At 33.4% G+C, this 17,192-nt stretch carries 15 protein-coding genes and 4 tRNA genes; 8 read left to right on the top strand and 11 right to left on the bottom strand.

Annotated elements, in window-relative coordinates; all coding sequences use genetic code 11:
• Positions 1-103 precede the first annotated feature (103 nt).
• Complete coding sequence (locus tag LNQ49_RS05290) at positions 104-688, bottom strand: DUF4202 domain-containing protein (RefSeq protein ID WP_229987639.1); 585 nt, start codon at positions 686-688, stop codon at positions 104-106.
• A 219-nt stretch (positions 689-907) separates the two neighbouring features.
• Here LNQ49_RS05290 and LNQ49_RS05285 point away from each other — a divergent pair, with 219 nt between their 5' ends.
• Positions 908-1,705, top strand: a complete 798-nt coding sequence (locus tag LNQ49_RS05285; protein ID WP_229987638.1) for an META domain-containing protein — start codon at positions 908-910, stop codon at positions 1,703-1,705.
• A 206-nt stretch (positions 1,706-1,911) separates the two neighbouring features.
• Here LNQ49_RS05285 and LNQ49_RS05280 read toward each other — a convergent pair whose 3' ends face one another.
• The gene (locus LNQ49_RS05280) at positions 1,912-3,180 is read right to left on the bottom strand and encodes a DUF2130 domain-containing protein (RefSeq protein ID WP_229987637.1); all 1,269 of its coding nucleotides are present in this window, start codon (positions 3,178-3,180) and stop codon (positions 1,912-1,914) included.
• Positions 3,181-3,553: 373 nt separating this feature from the next.
• On the opposite strand from LNQ49_RS05280, the gene LNQ49_RS05275 reads away from it, so the two are divergent.
• The gene (locus LNQ49_RS05275; protein ID WP_229987636.1) at positions 3,554-4,261 is read left to right on the top strand and encodes a class I SAM-dependent methyltransferase; all 708 of its coding nucleotides are present in this window, start codon (positions 3,554-3,556) and stop codon (positions 4,259-4,261) included.
• Positions 4,262-4,367: 106 nt separating this feature from the next.
• Here LNQ49_RS05275 and LNQ49_RS05270 read toward each other — a convergent pair whose 3' ends face one another.
• From LNQ49_RS05270 to LNQ49_RS05260, 3 genes are all read right to left on the bottom strand, one after another.
• Complete coding sequence (locus LNQ49_RS05270) at positions 4,368-4,646, bottom strand: putative quinol monooxygenase (protein WP_229987635.1); 279 nt, start codon at positions 4,644-4,646, stop codon at positions 4,368-4,370.
• A gap of 2 nt (positions 4,647-4,648) precedes the next feature.
• Positions 4,649-5,254, bottom strand: a complete 606-nt coding sequence (locus tag LNQ49_RS05265; protein ID WP_229987634.1) for an NAD(P)H-dependent oxidoreductase — start codon at positions 5,252-5,254, stop codon at positions 4,649-4,651.
• A 141-nt stretch (positions 5,255-5,395) separates the two neighbouring features.
• Positions 5,396-6,382: an aldo/keto reductase gene (locus LNQ49_RS05260; protein WP_229987633.1), complete on the bottom strand. Its 987-nt coding sequence runs from the start codon at positions 6,380-6,382 to the stop codon at positions 5,396-5,398.
• A 187-nt stretch (positions 6,383-6,569) separates the two neighbouring features.
• On the opposite strand from LNQ49_RS05260, the gene LNQ49_RS05255 reads away from it, so the two are divergent.
• The gene (locus LNQ49_RS05255) at positions 6,570-7,412 is read left to right on the top strand and encodes an AraC family transcriptional regulator (protein ID WP_229987632.1); all 843 of its coding nucleotides are present in this window, start codon (positions 6,570-6,572) and stop codon (positions 7,410-7,412) included.
• Between the two features lie 35 nt (positions 7,413-7,447).
• Here LNQ49_RS05255 and LNQ49_RS05250 read toward each other — a convergent pair whose 3' ends face one another.
• The 3 genes from LNQ49_RS05250 to LNQ49_RS05240 form a co-directional block, all read right to left on the bottom strand.
• Positions 7,448-8,368: a DUF6985 domain-containing protein gene (locus LNQ49_RS05250; protein WP_229987631.1), complete on the bottom strand. Its 921-nt coding sequence runs from the start codon at positions 8,366-8,368 to the stop codon at positions 7,448-7,450.
• Positions 8,369-8,465: 97 nt separating this feature from the next.
• Positions 8,466-9,227 carry a C40 family peptidase gene (locus tag LNQ49_RS05245; RefSeq protein ID WP_229987630.1) on the bottom strand — a complete coding sequence of 254 codons (762 nt, stop codon included), beginning with the start codon at positions 9,225-9,227 and terminating at the stop codon, positions 8,466-8,468.
• Between the two features lie 66 nt (positions 9,228-9,293).
• On the bottom strand, positions 9,294-10,472 hold the full coding sequence (locus tag LNQ49_RS05240) for an acetyl-CoA C-acyltransferase (RefSeq protein WP_229987629.1): 1,179 nt from the start codon (positions 10,470-10,472) through the stop codon (positions 9,294-9,296).
• A 240-nt stretch (positions 10,473-10,712) separates the two neighbouring features.
• Here LNQ49_RS05240 and LNQ49_RS05235 point away from each other — a divergent pair.
• From LNQ49_RS05235 to LNQ49_RS05215, 5 genes are all read left to right on the top strand, one after another.
• Positions 10,713-10,796: transfer RNA gene (locus LNQ49_RS05235), tRNA-Ser, on the top strand.
• Positions 10,797-10,814: 18 nt separating this feature from the next.
• Positions 10,815-10,889, top strand: a tRNA-Pro gene (locus tag LNQ49_RS05230).
• A 30-nt stretch (positions 10,890-10,919) separates the two neighbouring features.
• Positions 10,920-10,993, top strand: a tRNA-Arg gene (locus LNQ49_RS05225).
• Positions 10,994-11,038: 45 nt separating this feature from the next.
• Positions 11,039-11,112: transfer RNA gene (locus LNQ49_RS05220), tRNA-Arg, on the top strand.
• Between the two features lie 426 nt (positions 11,113-11,538).
• On the top strand, positions 11,539-12,852 hold the full coding sequence (locus tag LNQ49_RS05215; protein ID WP_095382613.1) for a site-specific integrase: 1,314 nt from the start codon (positions 11,539-11,541) through the stop codon (positions 12,850-12,852).
• Between the two features lie 239 nt (positions 12,853-13,091).
• Here LNQ49_RS05215 and LNQ49_RS05210 read toward each other — a convergent pair whose 3' ends face one another.
• From LNQ49_RS05210 to LNQ49_RS05200, 3 genes are all read right to left on the bottom strand, one after another.
• A complete protein-coding gene (locus tag LNQ49_RS05210) occupies positions 13,092-13,883 on the bottom strand; it encodes a cation diffusion facilitator family transporter (protein ID WP_095382614.1) in 792 nt (263 codons plus the stop codon).
• Between the two features lie 4 nt (positions 13,884-13,887).
• On the bottom strand, positions 13,888-16,056 hold the full coding sequence (locus LNQ49_RS05205; protein ID WP_229987628.1) for a TonB-dependent receptor: 2,169 nt from the start codon (positions 16,054-16,056) through the stop codon (positions 13,888-13,890).
• Between the two features lie 521 nt (positions 16,057-16,577).
• Positions 16,578-17,138, bottom strand: a complete 561-nt coding sequence (locus LNQ49_RS05200; RefSeq protein WP_095382616.1) for a hypothetical protein — start codon at positions 17,136-17,138, stop codon at positions 16,578-16,580.
• Positions 17,139-17,192 lie beyond the last annotated feature (54 nt).

The following is a 17,192-nucleotide window of genomic DNA, read 5'->3' as shown; positions in this document are numbered from 1 at the left end:
ATTTTTTAGAGATATTTTTTTATTCGTTATTTATAAGTTTTATTTTATTTTTTTAGAGGGTATTGATTTTTAATGATGAAACGGATGAGAAATAAATATTAGATTATAATCCTAAAGAAGCTTTTATTAATTCAAGGTTTTCTTTACTATAATTTATTTTTAGCGCTTCTTGATGTCCTTTGTCAGACATTTTATCCCAAGTTTTTTTAATGATGTTTTTGAGTTTCTCTTCATCATGCTTATGCACAAAAGGATCAAGGTAATATTCTAGAAAAACAAGACAGATAACATCTTCTAGTAATTGAGTTTCAGTATCTTTTTTAAGTAATTTTTTTTCAATCAAAAAAGATACACGAGCAATAAATTCAGCATTATAACCTGCTTTTTCTAAAATTACTGCAGTTGTTTTAGCATGGAATTTTTTTAAATCTTCTCTCCATTTTAAGTAACCTACACGATCCATTGGATATGATTCGCGTGCAACTTTCCATCTGCATATATGTTGCGCCTTGGAAGCAATCTGTACTTCTTCAGAAGCTTCAGGATAAAAATCCATCAATTTAATATACATCCTGTTAGAGTATAATAGCTCTTTAGGATACATACTATTTTTATCAGTTTCCTGATTTGGATCTTGAGCGTTTTCGGCATCAATCCATTCGCTTGCTTTTTGGAAAGGTGTTGTCATTTAAATGAATATATATACAACCAAAGGTACGTAATTTGAGATATATAATTAGCCTAAAAATCAATAAGAACAATGTTTGGAAGTACCTGCATAACTCAGCTGCTATTGCATCTTGATTGGTCAGCTTGTTTTTTTATTGTAAATTTGCTAAACATTTATTTTATTAAAAAATTGACATAACATATTGTTTAATATTGTGTTATGTCTAAAAACACACCCATGAAAAAAATATTTTTATTAGTCTCAGTCGCAATTTTCTCATACAGTTGTAAAACAACAGTAAAGCCTTTAACACAACCAAAGGAGGAAAATAACACAACTATGAACACAAATAATGCAGATGAATATGATGGTTCTACGTTTTTTAAAGCTACTGGTAATGAACCTTTTTGGGGATTGAAAATAGGTAAAGAAACGATTAGGTTTACCTCATTGATTGAAGGCTTAGAAGAGATTAATTCTCCATACGTTGAACCAATAAGAGCAATGGATGCAAATGTAAAGTTGTATCGTTTTAAAACTAAAACGGGCAGTATGAGTATTACTATCCAACAAATGGATTGTACAGATACTATGTCTGGTGATAAATCGCCATATAACGTTAAAATCGAGATTACAAATGCTAGCGATAGTAGTGTGCAAAAAATGGAAGGTTGTGGAAAATACATTACTGATTATCGTTTACATGACATCTGGGTTCTAGAGCAATTAAATGGAAAAAAAGTTGCTATAACTGATTACCAACGTGAATTGCCTAGAATTGAAATTAATAGCGCCGAGAATAGATTTATGGGATTTGGAGGATGTAATCATATTAATGGGAGCATCTTTTATGAAAAAGAGGTATTGCGTTTCACAAATGGAATTTCAACATTAATGGCTTGTGGAACTAACAACAATAAAGAAGGGGAGTTTTTGCAAGCACTTCAAAGTACTACAACTTATACTATAGGAAACAATAGATTGTCATTATCAAACCCATCTGGTTTGCTTTTGGTTTTCAAAAAAGTTGACTAAGTAATTCTGTTAAGTCTATCTTCAGAATTTTATTCTGAAGAATTAAAAAAATCTCCATTATCAATTTGACTATATGCCAAATTTATAATGGAGATTTTTTATTTTTAGATTAGCCAATCGAGATTCGACTGAGCTTAATCTATAAGATTAATTAAAACACTTAGAATCTTAGATACTTAGAGCCTTTATTACTTAATAAACTTTTTTTATTCTAACTCTTCTGTTTGGTCGTCAACAAAATCCAGTTCTAATGCTCTTACAGTTTGAACGGCATTTCCGGCTATACCGCGTATTGATCCGTACATTCCTAAAGTATTATTGACTACTTTTTCTATTTGTTTTTCGCGTTGTTTCCAGATACGTTGCATGGCTCTTTTTTCGGAATCTAGGTCACTTTGCATTTGTGTAAATCCTTCTACGATACCTTCAATTTGTAAGCGGAATTCGTTACTGGTTAAGAAATCGTATAGCATGGCCATTTTATCCCCTTTGTTTTCTTGTGCTTGTACAGCTTGGCTAACTTGTATTAATGACTGGCGCAAAACAGCACTTAATCCTTTAAATTCTTCGTAAGTACAAATCCAGATTCCATCACGCATTCCCATACGGTCCATTCCTGCTGGCATTACTTCGGTAACAAGAACTCCAATATTGGCTTTTTTATCTCGAATGTCATTTTTAAATTTTTCAATCCAAGCTGGTTGGAATGCCTTGGTACGCTTGCTTTCGTAATAAATAGAACCACAATTTTGTAATTCGCGGGTATTTACTATTTGTAAACAATCAGCCCCATTGGCTCCTTTTTTAACTTCATCGATGCTATCTAATGGGAAATTAGAAGCCAACCATTCTTCGATTGCCAATTCCATTACTTCGCCTTGCAATTGCATAGAACCTTGTTCCTGCTTGCGTTTCATTTCTTCGATAAGCTTTTTTTGGTCGTCGGATTGTTTTTGGTATTCTTTTATTTTTAACTCGTTTTTTTCTTCTTCTTGTTTTCGAATTTTATCTCGTTCCAAAACTAAAGCAGCATTGAGTTGTTTTTGTGATTCGGCTTCGATTGCTTCTTTCATTTCCAGTTTTTCACGTTGGAGTTTAGCAATCTCGCCTTCCATTTTATTTAATTCTCGCAACTTTTCAGATTTCTCTGAAAGTTCTTTTTCCATCGAAAGTAAACGGTCTTTATTTTCTTCGTCGAGTTTTGTTTTTAGTTTTTCGGTAATTTCCTTTTCTGCAACCTTTTTTTCTCGGTCTAAGCGTTCTGCGAAAAGTTCATTTTCTTGCTTCTTTTTGGCCTCAAATTCGGTTTTGGCTTTTTCAAATTGTTCATTTTTAAGCTCTAGTTCTTTTGTCTGAGCAGTGGCTTTTTGCTGAAATTCTTTACGGATGCTATCTTCTAATTGGTGTTTTAGAATATCATTTACATCGATTATTGTTCCGCAATTAGGACACTGAATTGAAGATTGCTCAGCCATTTTGATAATTTTTATGGGTAGTATTATTTTCTGCTAAGGTATTTAAAAGTTAGCTATAAGCATAATGTTTTCTCTCTTGGGTTTTTTGTTTTTGATAAATAAACAGGCTTGTGTTTCGTATTTGAACTTATAATTTGAGCGTTTTTTTAGTAGAGCCTTATGCGCTGTTTTAGGTTACTTTGATTGGTTTTTAGCGTTTAGATAACGTAATTCTGTTTATTATCAAGTACTCAAGAATTATAAAACTAGTATTTTTGGGGATGATGTAAGAGGTGAGATGTGAAAAGTTTTTGGGGTAGAGGTGCGGAGAGAGGAAGGTTGCTGTTTAATTTGGTGGATAAGTGTATTTAAAAACAATCAAAGAATTATAATTATGGAAAAATCAACTATTGCAGAAATAAGAGAACGTTTTGATAATGATGTGGAACGATTTTCTAATCTGGATACGGGGCAATTATCAACTATTGATGCGAAAATTTCGTTAGAACTAATCACTGAAGCTTCTAAGAGAATTGTTCCTAATGCAAAGAATGTATTGGATATTGGTTGCGGTGCTGGTAATTATACACTGATGATGCTTTCTAAAGTTCCGAATTTAAATTGCACTTTGGTTGATTTGAGTAAACCAATGTTGGATAAAGCCTTCGAAAGAGTTTCAGTTGAAACTAATAATGGAGTAGTAGTGAAGGAAGGTGATATTCGTGATGTTGAGTTACAAGAAAATCATTATGATATCATTTTAGCTGGAGCGGTTTTGCATCATTTGCGCGACGACAAAGATTGGGAAATGACGTTTACTAAAATTTATAAACTATTAAAACCTGGTGGTTGCTTTATGATTTCAGATTTAATTACTCAAGATACTGAACTGTTAAATGAATATACTTGGGAAAGATACGGAGATTACCTAGAAGGACTAGGAGGGAAGGAGTACCGTAAAAATGTATTGGATTATGTTGCCAAAGAAGATTCACCAAGATCAATGAATTATCAACTGGATTTAATGAAAAAGGTAGGTTTTACCAGTGTTGAAATTTTACACAAGAATATGTGTTTTGGAGCTTTTGGTGGAATAAAGTAAGCGAGAGAATCAATCTTTAAGTTTTGACCTAACAGTTTCTTTAAAGCTGTTAGGTCTGTGCTTAAAATTTAAGATTAATGTATGGATAACATAGATTTTGAATTAATTACAAAATCTGAGTTGTTTTATAAACCTGAATTGGTGATGCGAGTAAGGTTTCACTATTGGTAACAAAATCTTGTAAATACGACTGATTATTGTGTATGTCTAGTCCAGCTTGATCGGTCCATTCTTCCCAAATGATAAAAACATTTTCGGTGGCGTGTAAATCATAACGAATGCAAGCAGTTTCTTTTCTGGTTTGATTCACCAGATTTTCAATCATACTTTTGGCTTGCTCACTGTTTTCTTTTTTACTTTTAATAATGGCTGTTATCGAAATCATATTTATATAGTTTTAAAAAGTTGTTCTAAATGTGAAGTATATTCCTGCTTAAAGATAACAATATTTTCTGGAGTTGCTCCTTTTTCGACATCGTGAAAATGAAAACTATCTAATTTTTGCATTCCTGTGAATTTATTCATTTTATGAAAACCAAACATTGGTCCATCATCAACTGAGGTTTGTTCGAAGAATTCTCCTGGTAGTGTAAATGCTGTTTTTGGTGCATTCCAACTTGTAGTAAGCATGTATTTACGTCCGTGTAAAAGTCCGCCAGTTCCGTAATTGATATCTGGATTTACACGACTTCTTCCATCATTTTTGTAAATTCCGTTGTTATGTCCAGCAGTAAAAACATCATCGATATATTTTTTAAAGCCATTTGGTAATTGAAACCACCAAATTGGTGTGTGATAAATGATTAGATCTGCCCAGACAAATTTATCTACTTCTTCCTGTAGATCGATTTCGTCGTTTATATTGGTTGTTTTTATTTCGTATTTGCTGTTTTGTGATAGAAAATCAGTTGTCCATTCTTGAATGGTTTGATTGAATTTTCCTCCTGAGTGAGCGAACTTTTGTCCACCGTTTATTATAAATATTTTTTTCATCTTAATTGTATTCTATGTGTTTTATTAACTTTTTGTGTGAGGGGGAGTAGCGATATCCTTTTGTTTTTTTCTTTTTTAAAAAATAAAAGATTTAGCGGATGACCCGACCCGCTTTTTTAGCGGGTCACACCCTAAAGATTCTTATTTTGTTTTTGAGATTGCTTGATTAATGAAATCAAGTTCTGATGCTGATAAATTGAAATCCATTGCTTTTGCATTAGAAATTGCTTGTTCTGCATTTCGAGCCCCTGCCAAAACAATTGTAATTCCTTTTTGTAAGCTTGTCCAACGCAAGACTAATTGTGCTAGTGTAGCATTTTTTGTATTAGCTAGTGAGCTTAGTTCTCCGACTAATGTTTTTACTTTAGTAAGATCGAATTGACTGAAATAACCATTGCGATGATCGTTATCTTTTAATTTGCTATCAGTGAAATATTTGCCTGTTAGTAATCCTCTTTCCATTGGGCTATATGCAATTATACCAATGTTTTGTGATGTTGTAAGCGGAACTAAATCGGCTTCAATACTACGATTTAGCATGCTGTATGATACTTGATTTGATGCTAATTGTATTGTTTTTTGGGCTTCTTGTATTTGCGCTACACTATAGTTGCAAACTCCTGCGGCTCTTATTTTTCCTTGTTGGATTAATAATTCCATTGCTTCCATGGTTTCGCTAATAGATGTGGTTGCGTCTGGCCAGTGTATTTGCAATAAATCGATATAATCGGTCTGTAATCGTTTTAAGCTTTCTTCAACTTCTTTGATGATATTTGCTTTGGAAGCAAATTTGTATACTGGTATTTTTTTACCATTGTCTTCAGCATCAAAAAAGAATTCTCCTTGACCTTGATTACTACCATCCCAAACTAATCCAAATTTGGTAAGTAGCTGTACTTTTGATCGGTCTTGTGTTTTAAGTGCTTCACCAATCATTTCTTCACTTAATCCAAAACCATAGAATGGAGCTGTGTCTAATGTTGTCACGCCGTTATCGATTGATGCGTGTATTGATGCTATTGAATCTTTCTTTTCGTTTCCGCCCCACATTGTGCCTCCTATGGCAAATGCACCGTATGTTATTGCTGATAATTCGAGTTCTGTATTACCTAATTTTCTATATTCCATGATAGTATGTTTTGTGCTTTAAAAATTATTCAGCAAAATTATACCAAATTTAAGAGTTATAAATGGTATATATTTTCGTTTATTAGGTATATTTGCAGCAGGAAATTGGTCATGATAAAAGTTAATGAAAATTAATGTGGTGATTGACTAATTTTATGCGAACTAGAATACCAATAAATACAGACTCATGAAAAAAGAAAACCTATACGAACCTTTTACAGTTTCATTTGAAACATTAACAGAATATCCAGATGTGGGAGACCGTCATAATTTTTTTGAATTGGTTTACGTACTGTCTGGAACTGGTTCGCAATGTATCAATAAAAATATATTTGAATACGATGGGGGGCATTTGTTTTTGCTAACGCCAGAGGATTGTCATAACTTTACTATTGAGACCGAAACGCAGTTTTTCTTCCTGAGATTTAATGATATCTATTTGAAAAATTCGAGTTTACAGAATGAAAATATTCAGCGATTAGAATATATTCTTCAAAATGCCAATCATCAGCCTGGTTGTATTTTAAAAAATGATTCGGATAAGTTATTGATTAAAACGATGATCGAAGCTATCATTAGAGAGCATCAGGATAGGGATGTTTATAATAAAGAATTGATTCAGCAATTGGTGAATACCTTGATTATTGTTGTTGCACGAAATATTGCGAAGTATCTACCTGAACAGGTAAATATTGGTTGTGAGGCTAAAGCGATGGATATTCTGCAATATATTCAGAACAACATTTATTATCCTGAGAAAATAAAAGCAGAATCGATTAGTGAACATTTTGGAATTTCGGGGACTTATTTAGGACGTTATTTTAAGAAACATGCTAATGAAACGATGCAGCAATATATTAGCAATTATAAAACAAAACTAATCGAGCACCGTTTGCAGTTTAGTGAAAAACGTATTAATGAGATTTCTTATGAATTTGGTTTTACTGACGAAAGCCACTTTAATAAATTCTTCAAAAAACAAAAAGGGAACAGTCCTTCGGAGTTTAGGAAAGCAGTGCGTTTAAATTAAATAAAGGAATTGTATTAAAGTATTCTTCAGTAGAATTATATATAGAAAGCTGTTTCGGCTCCGCCAATTTTTATTATTTGATTTTTATGCGTCATTACACCCAATCCATGTTCTGAATCCCATGAGCAATAAAATAGATAGCCAATGTGGGGAATATTGTCTTTGAATTCTGATGTTATGTAAATTGTTGATGGCGATAGTAAATCGGCAAAATCTTTTATCTGCGAAATGTCTGGCATGAAATCTTGTTTGTCTTCATCGGAATAATCATAGATTTCTTGTAATTTGGGATATTTGTTTAAAAGTTCAGACAAGATGCTTTCTAGAATCTTTGTCTGATTGTTTTGTAGATATTGAATTCCGTTGTCGTGTTCTGTAGTAGTTTCTTTTAGACTTTCAAAATCTTCATCTAGTATTGTGTAATAAATGGATTCTTCATTTTCATTAAAGAATAATTGCCAGTCTTTTAAATCAATAACGTTAGAATACATTTCTTCATCGTCATTTAGTTCGTTTTCTGGAAGTTCTTTTGGGTTTTCAAGATGTTTATTGAAAAAATCATAGCAAAATGGAGCTCGAGAAAAAATATATTCTGGGTTTTCTTTGTAAGATAAATGAAGGTACTCTAATGCTTTTTCTTCATTTCCACATTCTAAACAACATTCACCATTGTAGTAATTATTAATATAATCGGGGTGTTTTTGAGATAATGAATGAAGAGCCATCATATCCAACCACCTTTTCATATTGTTATAATCTTTTAACTTTATGTATTCATTAATCATTCGGCCAATGAAAATACTTGCTTGATGTATCTTGTATTTTTCATCATCGGCTTCATGCCATTTCTCTTCAATATAATTGATTAAGTCTTGAGATGTTAATTTGTTTTTTTTAAGTGAGAACTTATCTAAAAAGATATCAATTTGTGGAATTATTTCTTGTGCAGTTGCCATTTAAATTGTTTTTTAGATTAAGTTAAAACTAGTTTTTTGGTATAATTATATAGTAGCTAATGTAATTAGTTATAAGGATTTGTGATTAAAAAAAAAATTAAATAATCTTTTTGATTACACGTAGCTTATGGGTGTGTCTGTTTGTTTCTGGATTGTAAATTCCTAAGTGATCTAAACGGTCAATTCTTACTTTTCCACTAGCGTGAATAATGTAATTGTTGTCCATAATTATGCCTACATGAGTGATGTTTCCTTCTTCGTTATCAAAAAAAGCTAAGTCACCTGCTTCACTTTCTTCAATAAAACTTAAAGGATCTCCTTGCATTGCTTGTTGCGAGGCATCACGGTGAATTCTATATCCGTTTAGTTTGTAAACCATTTGTGTGAAACCAGAGCAGTCCAGTCCAAATGGAGTTTTTCCTCCCCAAAGATAGGGTGCATTTAAATACATATATGCTGTATTTATTAAAGCATTTTTAGGTTTTATACCACTTGTTTTCGTGCCTTCAAATTCAAAATTTGAAGTGTTTATTTCGCTGTTATTCAAAAAGGTTAGCGATGCACCAAGCGGAATTGGTAATAATAGATTATCTGGCGATGTGATATAATCGATTAAATCGGCATTTAAAATTTGTACGTCTGATGACAACGAATTATAGCTTGCCTCGGATATTATTTGGTATTGTTTGGAATCAACCCAACCTTCGTAATTGTCGAATTGGATTTTAATTTTAGACCATTGATTTTGCTGTTCTAGAATTTCAAAATGTTCTCCAAATAATACTTGGGTAACGATTTCGCTTCTATCACTTGGTTCAAATCGAACAGGCACTATGGCTAGATTACAAATTCCGAACATTTAGTGTATTTTATGAGTTAAGAATCAGGAGTTATTCTTTGTAAACAACTCCTGATTTATGTTTATTTAGGCTCTTTCGATAACAATTGCCGAAGCTCCACCGCCACCATTACAGATAGCTGCAGCACCAATTTTGGCATTGTTTTGTTCTAAAACGTTGATTAAAGTTACGATAATTCTAACTCCTGAACAACCCAGTGGATGTCCTAATGAAACGGCACCACCATTTACATTTACTTTATCGTTATCTAGACCTAGTATTTTTGAATTTGCTAATCCAACAACAGCAAATGCTTCGTTGAATTCGAAATAATCTACATCATTAATTGAGATTCCTGCTTTATCCAATGCTTTTGGTAATGCTTTGGCTGGACTTGTTGTGAACCATTTTGGCTCTTGTGCAGCATCAGCATAGCTTTTTATGTAGGCAAGTGGTTTTAAACCTAACGCTTTAGCTTTTTCTTCAGACATTAATATCACTGCAGCAGCACCATCATTTATTGTTGAGGCATTTGCAGCAGTTACAGTTCCGTCTTTTGTGAAAACTGGATTTAGCGAAGGAATCTTGTCTAATTTTACATTAGTGTATTCTTCATCTTTTGATACGATTATTGGATCTCCTTTTCGTTGTGGTACTGCAACTGGAACGATTTCTGAATCAAATTTTCCTGCTTCCCAAGCTTTTGCACTTCTTTCGTAAGATTGAATTGTGAAATTATCTTGTTCTTCACGGCTGATGTTGTATTCAGTTGCACATAAATCAGCGAAAACTCCCATCGCGCTGTTATCGTAAGCATCTAACAAACCATCTTTTTGCATTCCATCAACCATTGTAGTTGGACCAAACTTAGTACCATTACGCATTTGTAGATAATGCGGAATCAAACTCATGCTTTCCATTCCACCAGCAACTACAATTTCGGCATCACCACAAGCAATTGCCTGAGCGCCGAACATTACTGATTTCATTCCCGATGCGCAAACTTTGTTTACTGTTGTACAAGTAACTTTCTCAGGTAATCCAGCAAATAAAGCTGCTTGACGCGCTGGAGCTTGACCAACTCCTGCTTGTACTACGTTACCCATGAATACTTCATCAACTAAATTGGGGTCTAATTGTATTTTCTCTAAAGCTCCTTTAATAGCTGCAGCACCTAATTTTGGGGCTGTGACTGTAGATAATCCTCCCATGAAACTTCCGATAGGGGTTCTAACGGCAGAAACAATAACAACTCTTTTGTTCATTTTCTGTGTGATTTAGTTAATGAAGCAAATTTAATGTTTATTTAAACAAATTCAAATTTTGAGTGTTTTGATTGTCTTTTTAAATTATTACTAAAAAATATATTTTTGTATTTGTTTGATAGTGAAGTCATTTTGAAAAAAGATGAAAAAAAGATGAAAAAAGTCAGCAAAATAGTTGTGAGATATATAATGTTGTCTTAGATTTGCAACCGCAAAACGAGACACGTTTCTCTGAGCTTAGGAGAGGTGCCAGAGTGGTAATGGAGCAGTTTGCTAAACTGTCATCGAGTGATCGGTGCCAGGGTTCGAGTCCCTGTCTCTCCGCTTAATAATTTTTGCCTTCGGGGTGTAGCGTAGCCCGGTTATCGCGCCTGCTTTGGGAGCAGGAGGCCGCAGGTTCGAATCCTGCCACCCCGACAAAACTTTCCATAAAGTTTTAAAACAAATGGACGCATAGCTCAGTTGGATAGAGCACCTGCCTTCTAAGCAGGCGGTCGAAGGTTCGAATCCTTCTGCGTTCACTTTAAAACCACTCAAATCGGGTGGTTTTTTTATTTTATATCCAAGGACGCATAGCTCAGTTGGATAGAGCACCTGCCTTCTAAGCAGGCGGTCGAAGGTTCGAATCCTTCTGCGTTCACGTAGAAAGCCACTCATCAATTTGAGTGGCTTTTTTTGTTTATTTTAATTGTTTTCAAAATTGCTGAAAAAAATGTGGCAAAACCGTGGCAAACGGTTTTTGAAATTACTGAAGTTTAGAAATGACGCGGGTTTGTGGCCTATAGTTGCAATCCTTCTGGGATCACTGAAACCGATTTTTATAATTGGTTAATACATTGAAACCCGCACTTTACAAGGATGCGGGTTTTTTTATTCTTCTTTTTAGATTCAAAAACACTCATTCTTTCACTAATTTTTATGGCACATTCGTGGCAATTTATTTTGGTAAAAAAAACTGCCACAAAAAAGGATGTAACAACTTGTTATTCAACATGTAAAGCTTATTAACGACTTGATTTAGAGATATTATAATTCGACCTTTATTAACTTATTAAATTGTTGAATTATGTTAGAAAGCAGTTTTGGAATTACCTTCTTTTTGAAGAGTTCCGTAAAAAGTACCAATGAAAAATACATTTATCTAAGAATTACTGTAGATGGTGTTCCTAAAGAAACTTCCACAAAAAGAAAGTGGGATCTAAAACGATGGGAGCAAAAGACTGCAAGGGCTACAGGAAATAAGGAAGATGCTAAGACTCTGAATTTGTTTTTAAACTCACTGGAACTTAAAATAAGCCGGTACAGGGACGAACTTTCTGAAAAAGGCGAAACAGTTACAAGTATAAAGCTCATTAATTATGCTTTAGGTAAAACAACAGAAAAAAAATCTACAGTACTGCAGGAATTTCAGCTTCACAATGATCAAATGCTGGCTTTGGTAGAAAAAGAGGAGTATGCTATAGGAACCCATGAGCGTTACAAGATATCAAAAAATCATGTCAGAGAGTTTATGCTTTATAAATACGGTGTTGAGGATATGGAATTTAATGAGCTTAATTTTGAATTTGTAAAAGATTATGAGTTCTATCTTAAAACAGTAAAAAACATCAGTAACAACACTGCCCTTAAGTATATTACTAATTTTAAGAAAATCGTCCTTAGTGCAGTTGATAAGGAAATTATTGCAGCCGATCCATTTAAACGTTTCAAATCTAAAAAAACGAAAGTTCCTAAAAAGCCTTTGACTAATCATGAATTGGCCTCACTGGAAAAACATCATTTTTCTACAGCCCGTCTAAGTGTGGTTAGAGATGTTTTTGTTTTTCAATGTTACACTGGTCTTGCGTATGTTGATGTTTATAATCTGAAACAGTCTGATTTAAAAGTAGGTATTGATGGTGAAAAATGGATAATGACAGGGCGACAGAAAACAGGGAGTCCTATTAATATTCCACTATTGCCTAAAGCGGTTATGATAATGGAGAGATATCGAAATCATCCACTTTGCTTGGAAAGGAATTCGGTATTGCCTGTAAGTTCAAATCAGAAAATGAATGAATATCTTAAAGAAATAGCTGATTTATGTGGTATAACAACTGCTTTAAATACGCATAAGGCGAGACGGACTTTTGCGAGCACTATAACGCTCAATAATGATGTGCCTATTCATGTAGTAAAAGAAATGCTAGGGCACCAGTCTGTCAGCCAGACCGAGCAGTATGCAATGACCGAGCAGCTGTCAATAGGTCGCGAGATGCAGGGACTAAAACACAGACTGGCAGATAAGGAAGATGTTTCTGGTGAGGTAACTTTACAGACAATCGAGCAAATGGAAAAAGACTTAATCCAAATGAAAAAAAGACTTGGTTTCATCACTTAATTTTATACTACTGCATTGGATCAGATAATAAATAAAAAGCCCTTTTCAGGGCTTTTTATTATTCTGAAGATCTATATCTACCACAGCGTTTTAGAATTAACTTTGATGTTTGGGCTTATAATTTCTAAAGGTTCTTTTGAAGATTTACTTCCATCGTGAGAGAATCAATTTTAGTTTGCAAAAAAATGGGCACAAACCATTCAATATCCTATGGGACAGAGTTGATAAAGCAAATCGTTCTATTTTAATTTTAATATTTTCAAAGCGCCCCTGCCAACTATTACAAAAACACAGATACCAATAAGCAGGTCTGGCAGCTTAGAATTCGTATAGTAAACTAAAATACCTGCTATTATAACTCCGAGATTAATTATAACATCGTTGGAAGTAAAAATCATACTTGCTTCCATATGGGCTTCCTTACTTTTTGATTTTTGAAGTAAATAAAGGCATAATGAATTACCAGCAAGAGCAAACAGGGAAACTATAATCATGGTTTCGAAATTTGGAATATTTTCCTGTTGTACATATCTTCGAATGACTTCAATAAGTCCCAAAATTGCCAAAACGATTTGAAAGTATCCACTTATCAAAGCAACGCCTACTTTCCTTGACATAGTGCTTCCCACTGCTAATAATGCCAAACCATATACAATACTGTCAGCGAGCATATCCAGGCTATCGGCCACTAATCCCATAGAATTGGAAATAAATCCCGTTATAATTTCTATAAGAAAGAATGAGAGATTTATAATCAAAACCTGCCATAACAATTTTCTTTGCCGGGAATCATCTGCTGGAGTTAAAATATCCAGTGTTTCTTCAGAGGTCAATAAACTGCTGTCGAAATTAAGACTGTCAATGGCGCTTGTGATACTTTTAGGGTCATCTGAATGATAAACGTTTAATTTCCTATTTGGAATATCGAAATCCAGACGTTTAATTTGATTTATATTGCTAAGTTTCATTCTGATAAGCTGCTCCTCACTAGGGCAATCCATCTTTTTAATATTATAGGTGCTTTTTTTCATAATGCTATAGCTTAATTTTTAAACCAGCATTTATTACAAATCCATCTAGGGGAGCATAAATATCCTTAAAAACAGGATTTGAAATTGGTCCTGTATAAATACTTCCAAATTTAGTTTGTCTCGTATCGGTAAAGTTTTCGAAATTGGCATAAAGAGAAAAGTTCTCCCATAGTTTTTCCACCATAAAACCAAAAATCCAATATTCCCTTCCGGTTGTTCCATCATTTAATTTTTGAGCACTGTAATAATACGCCTCTAATCCAGCTTTCCATTTGTCTTCTACTTCATACATCAAGACATTATTCAATCGATGTTTGGCTGTTAAAGGATTTTCAGATTTAATGCCATTATTATCTATTGACGCATCGGTGTAGGTATAACCTAAAAATAGTTTAAAATCCTTATATCCTAATTTTACATTAGTTTCAGCTCCCTTGGTATCTAAATAGCCATCAATATTAACAAACTGGTAAATAGCATTAGGAAGTGAAGTTAAGATCAGAGGATTATCTACATTAGTATAAAAGAACAACTGATTGAGCGATAAAGATATATCCTCAGTAATACTGGCCTTGTAATTAACATCAAAATTTACACCGTAGCTTTTTTCAAGTTTATTAAAATCACTATTGATAGGCAATACATTTTGATACTGAATACGCTCGCTTTCTTCGGTAAATATAGTTGGCGTTTTATACCCTAAGCCACCGCCGAGTCTTGAGGTAAGTTTAGGACTTATTTTAAATAGAGCAGAAATTCTTGGCAAAAATGAAAATCCATAATCAATAACATAATCACCTCTAAGACCTGTCTCAATATCAAGCCACTCTTTAGCTTTGAGAGTATTTTGAACAAAAGCCCCGTAGGTTATCTGATTATAATCTCTTAGAGGAAAAGCAGTAGTGCTGTTTTCTGTAAATTTATCAGTGTATAAATTGGCTCCTGTAACCCATTCGGAAATCTCGCCATTATGGGAATATGTAATTTCAGAAAAAGTACTGTTCTGAAGTCCATCAAAAGTATAATCGGGAATAGTTATTACACGACTAAAATTATTGAAGCTATTTTTGAATGTTAGAGATTCCTTTTCACTTAATTTATGGGTAAGGGTAAATTGAGTACTTATTCTCTGTGTTTTATTTTTTTCAAAATAACTATCAGGGTACTTACTTTTGTCTTTAATATAATCAATGTTTCCACCAATACGATTTTCGAAAACTGTATTTACACCAAAATTAAGTTTTGTCTTTTCATTAAAATAGACAAACAATTTGGGATTAAAATTAAAACGCTCAAACTTTGGAATAGCCGTAAGCTGAATATTGGCAGGGTCGTAGGGTGCATTGCGATCATGTGAGGCAAAAACAGTCAATCCAATTTTATTGAATCGCTGTGAGTAAAAGCCATTAATATCCAATCCAAGAGCGGAAGTTCCGTTTAATAAAAATCGCAATTCTCTTTCTTCTGTTGGGGTTTTAGAAACTAAATTCACCAAGCCTGCAATTGCTCCCCCGCCATATAGGGTAGAGGCAGATCCTTTAATGATCTCCACTTGTTTTAAATCCAGTGGTGGTGTCTGCAGTAATCCCAGTCCGCTGGAAGCTCCTGAATAAACGGGGAAACCATCTTTTAATATTTGAGTATATCTGCCGTCCAATCCCTGAATTCTGATAGAAGAATTCCCTGATGTTGCCGATGTCTGTTGGGTTTGTATACCCGTGCTTTCATTGAGCATCATACGGATATCGCCGGGTTTCATGTTGGCTTTTTCTTCGAGTTCTTCTCCGGCAATAAATTCTACGCGGGTGGGAATGTTACTTATCGTTCGTGTACCTCTGGTGGAAGTGACAACAATTTCATCCATCTTTTCTGCTTCACTCTCTAATGAAATTTCTAAAAATTCCCCTGTAAAAGGTATTGTAAAGGATGCCATGTTCGATTTATAGCCTTCCATAGAAAAAGAAACATTATAAACGCCCTGCTGAAGATTTTCAAAAACGATAAGCCCTTCTGCGTTTGATACAGATGATACATTAGTCTGCTCAATTTTAGCAGTTACACCATTAATAGGCACGCTTGTTTGGGCATCTTTAATGAGAACTTTAATTTTATTCTGTGCTTGTGCTGTGCCAATAGTTGTTATTGCCGCAATCAATAAAATATATTTAAACATTTATAATTTCTTAATATTAATACATAAATATGCTCATGATCTTGCAATCATAAGCGTAAAACTTTTTAAATAGTAAGAAATTTAGGAGGTTGCCAAATTTTACAAAAGAAGGAGGAATCAACAAACTTATCGTAGGATATAGGTTGTAGTATTTCGGTTGTTGTAAATTCTAATTTTTCTGAAATTAATAGTGAAGTTTGTGTAATTGTAAAGCCAACACAACTTCCACAAGCATAAAATGGAGAACATTTTCCATTACAATCATTTCCACAGCTATGCGAATCATTTTTGCAATTTTTCTCGACATTACATTCTGAATGTTTAGAATATGCACTGCAAGGCACTGTTGAAAGAAACAGTACAATGATTGATAATAATGTTACCCAAATTTTCACATTGCGAATTTAGAGATAAAATATACGTTATCGAAATTTTCTTTGAATTATTAAAAATAGATCTTCGATAGATTGGTAAAAACCGTGAGAGATTGAAGCTTCGTATGTTATTTAGGTTTGAAAGTTTTATTTTCTACTTGTCAAATTGTTCCAAAAAATACTTGTTTTTGAAAAACATAAAAAGAAGTGAAGAAGTCCAACTAAAACGGAACCTGGTAAAAGATTAATTAAGATAGTATGCAATAGCTCATAGTTTTGATTTTCAATAGTGGGTAAGATTATTATTTGGTTATTTTCAAATTGTAGTTTAATAGACAAGAAAACACCTATCGAGGCAAAGTGAAATCCATTAACAAAAAGATGTAATATATATTCCCAACGAGGAAGTCCACCCATAAATTCCCTACTGTCTTTCTCTGTATAAGCATCAAGTGCTAAAACTAGAAGATCAAGTGCGACAACTACTAAGCCAATTATAAAACTAAGAGAACAGCTCTGTGATAGGAATAAGAAATATAAAATTGCAGGAAAGAAGATTGCTCTGATTGTATGGATATAATGTTCTGTTTTACTTTCTGGATGATTGTGCAATTTGTATTTGAAAATATGAAGATAAAATCCATCATACAGTGCGAGAATAGAAAAAAGAATAAGTAAAACTGAAGTGATAATAATAGCTGTTTCCATTTATTTTTGAATTTGTTATAAAGCAAAAATAATGGAAGGGGAGAATGTATTAAA

This window comes from Flavobacterium pisciphilum (assembly GCF_020905345.1).
GTDB classification, from domain to species: Bacteria; Bacteroidota; Bacteroidia; order Flavobacteriales; family Flavobacteriaceae; genus Flavobacterium; species Flavobacterium pisciphilum.
Note: the sequence above shows the minus strand (reverse complement) of the source record. Positions and strands in the feature narration are given on the sequence as shown.

Excerpts from the sequence above, each read along its gene's own strand:
- LNQ49_RS05255 (WP_229987632.1), top strand. The coding sequence starts at position 6,570 with ATGAAAAAAGAAAACCTATACGAACCTTTTACAGTTTCATTTGAAACA.
- LNQ49_RS05210 (WP_095382614.1), bottom strand. The coding sequence starts at position 13,883 with ATGAAAAAAAGCACCTATAATATTAAAAAGATGGATTGCCCTAGTGAG.
- LNQ49_RS05285 (WP_229987638.1), top strand. The coding sequence starts at position 908 with ATGAAAAAAATATTTTTATTAGTCTCAGTCGCAATTTTCTCATACAGT.
- LNQ49_RS05260 (WP_229987633.1), bottom strand. The coding sequence starts at position 6,382 with ATGGAATATAGAAAATTAGGTAATACAGAACTCGAATTATCAGCAATA.
- LNQ49_RS05215 (WP_095382613.1), top strand. The coding sequence starts at position 11,539 with ATGTTAGAAAGCAGTTTTGGAATTACCTTCTTTTTGAAGAGTTCCGTA.
- LNQ49_RS05200 (WP_095382616.1), bottom strand. The coding sequence starts at position 17,138 with ATGGAAACAGCTATTATTATCACTTCAGTTTTACTTATTCTTTTTTCT.
- LNQ49_RS05250 (WP_229987631.1), bottom strand. The coding sequence starts at position 8,368 with ATGGCAACTGCACAAGAAATAATTCCACAAATTGATATCTTTTTAGAT.
- LNQ49_RS05290 (WP_229987639.1), bottom strand. The coding sequence starts at position 688 with ATGACAACACCTTTCCAAAAAGCAAGCGAATGGATTGATGCCGAAAAC.
- LNQ49_RS05240 (WP_229987629.1), bottom strand. The coding sequence starts at position 10,472 with ATGAACAAAAGAGTTGTTATTGTTTCTGCCGTTAGAACCCCTATCGGA.
- LNQ49_RS05205 (WP_229987628.1), bottom strand. The coding sequence starts at position 16,056 with ATGTTTAAATATATTTTATTGATTGCGGCAATAACAACTATTGGCACA.
- LNQ49_RS05245 (WP_229987630.1), bottom strand. The coding sequence starts at position 9,227 with ATGTTCGGAATTTGTAATCTAGCCATAGTGCCTGTTCGATTTGAACCA.
- LNQ49_RS05275 (WP_229987636.1), top strand. The coding sequence starts at position 3,554 with ATGGAAAAATCAACTATTGCAGAAATAAGAGAACGTTTTGATAATGAT.
- LNQ49_RS05280 (WP_229987637.1), bottom strand. The coding sequence starts at position 3,180 with ATGGCTGAGCAATCTTCAATTCAGTGTCCTAATTGCGGAACAATAATC.
- LNQ49_RS05270 (WP_229987635.1), bottom strand. The coding sequence starts at position 4,646 with ATGATTTCGATAACAGCCATTATTAAAAGTAAAAAAGAAAACAGTGAG.
- LNQ49_RS05265 (WP_229987634.1), bottom strand. The coding sequence starts at position 5,254 with ATGAAAAAAATATTTATAATAAACGGTGGACAAAAGTTCGCTCACTCA.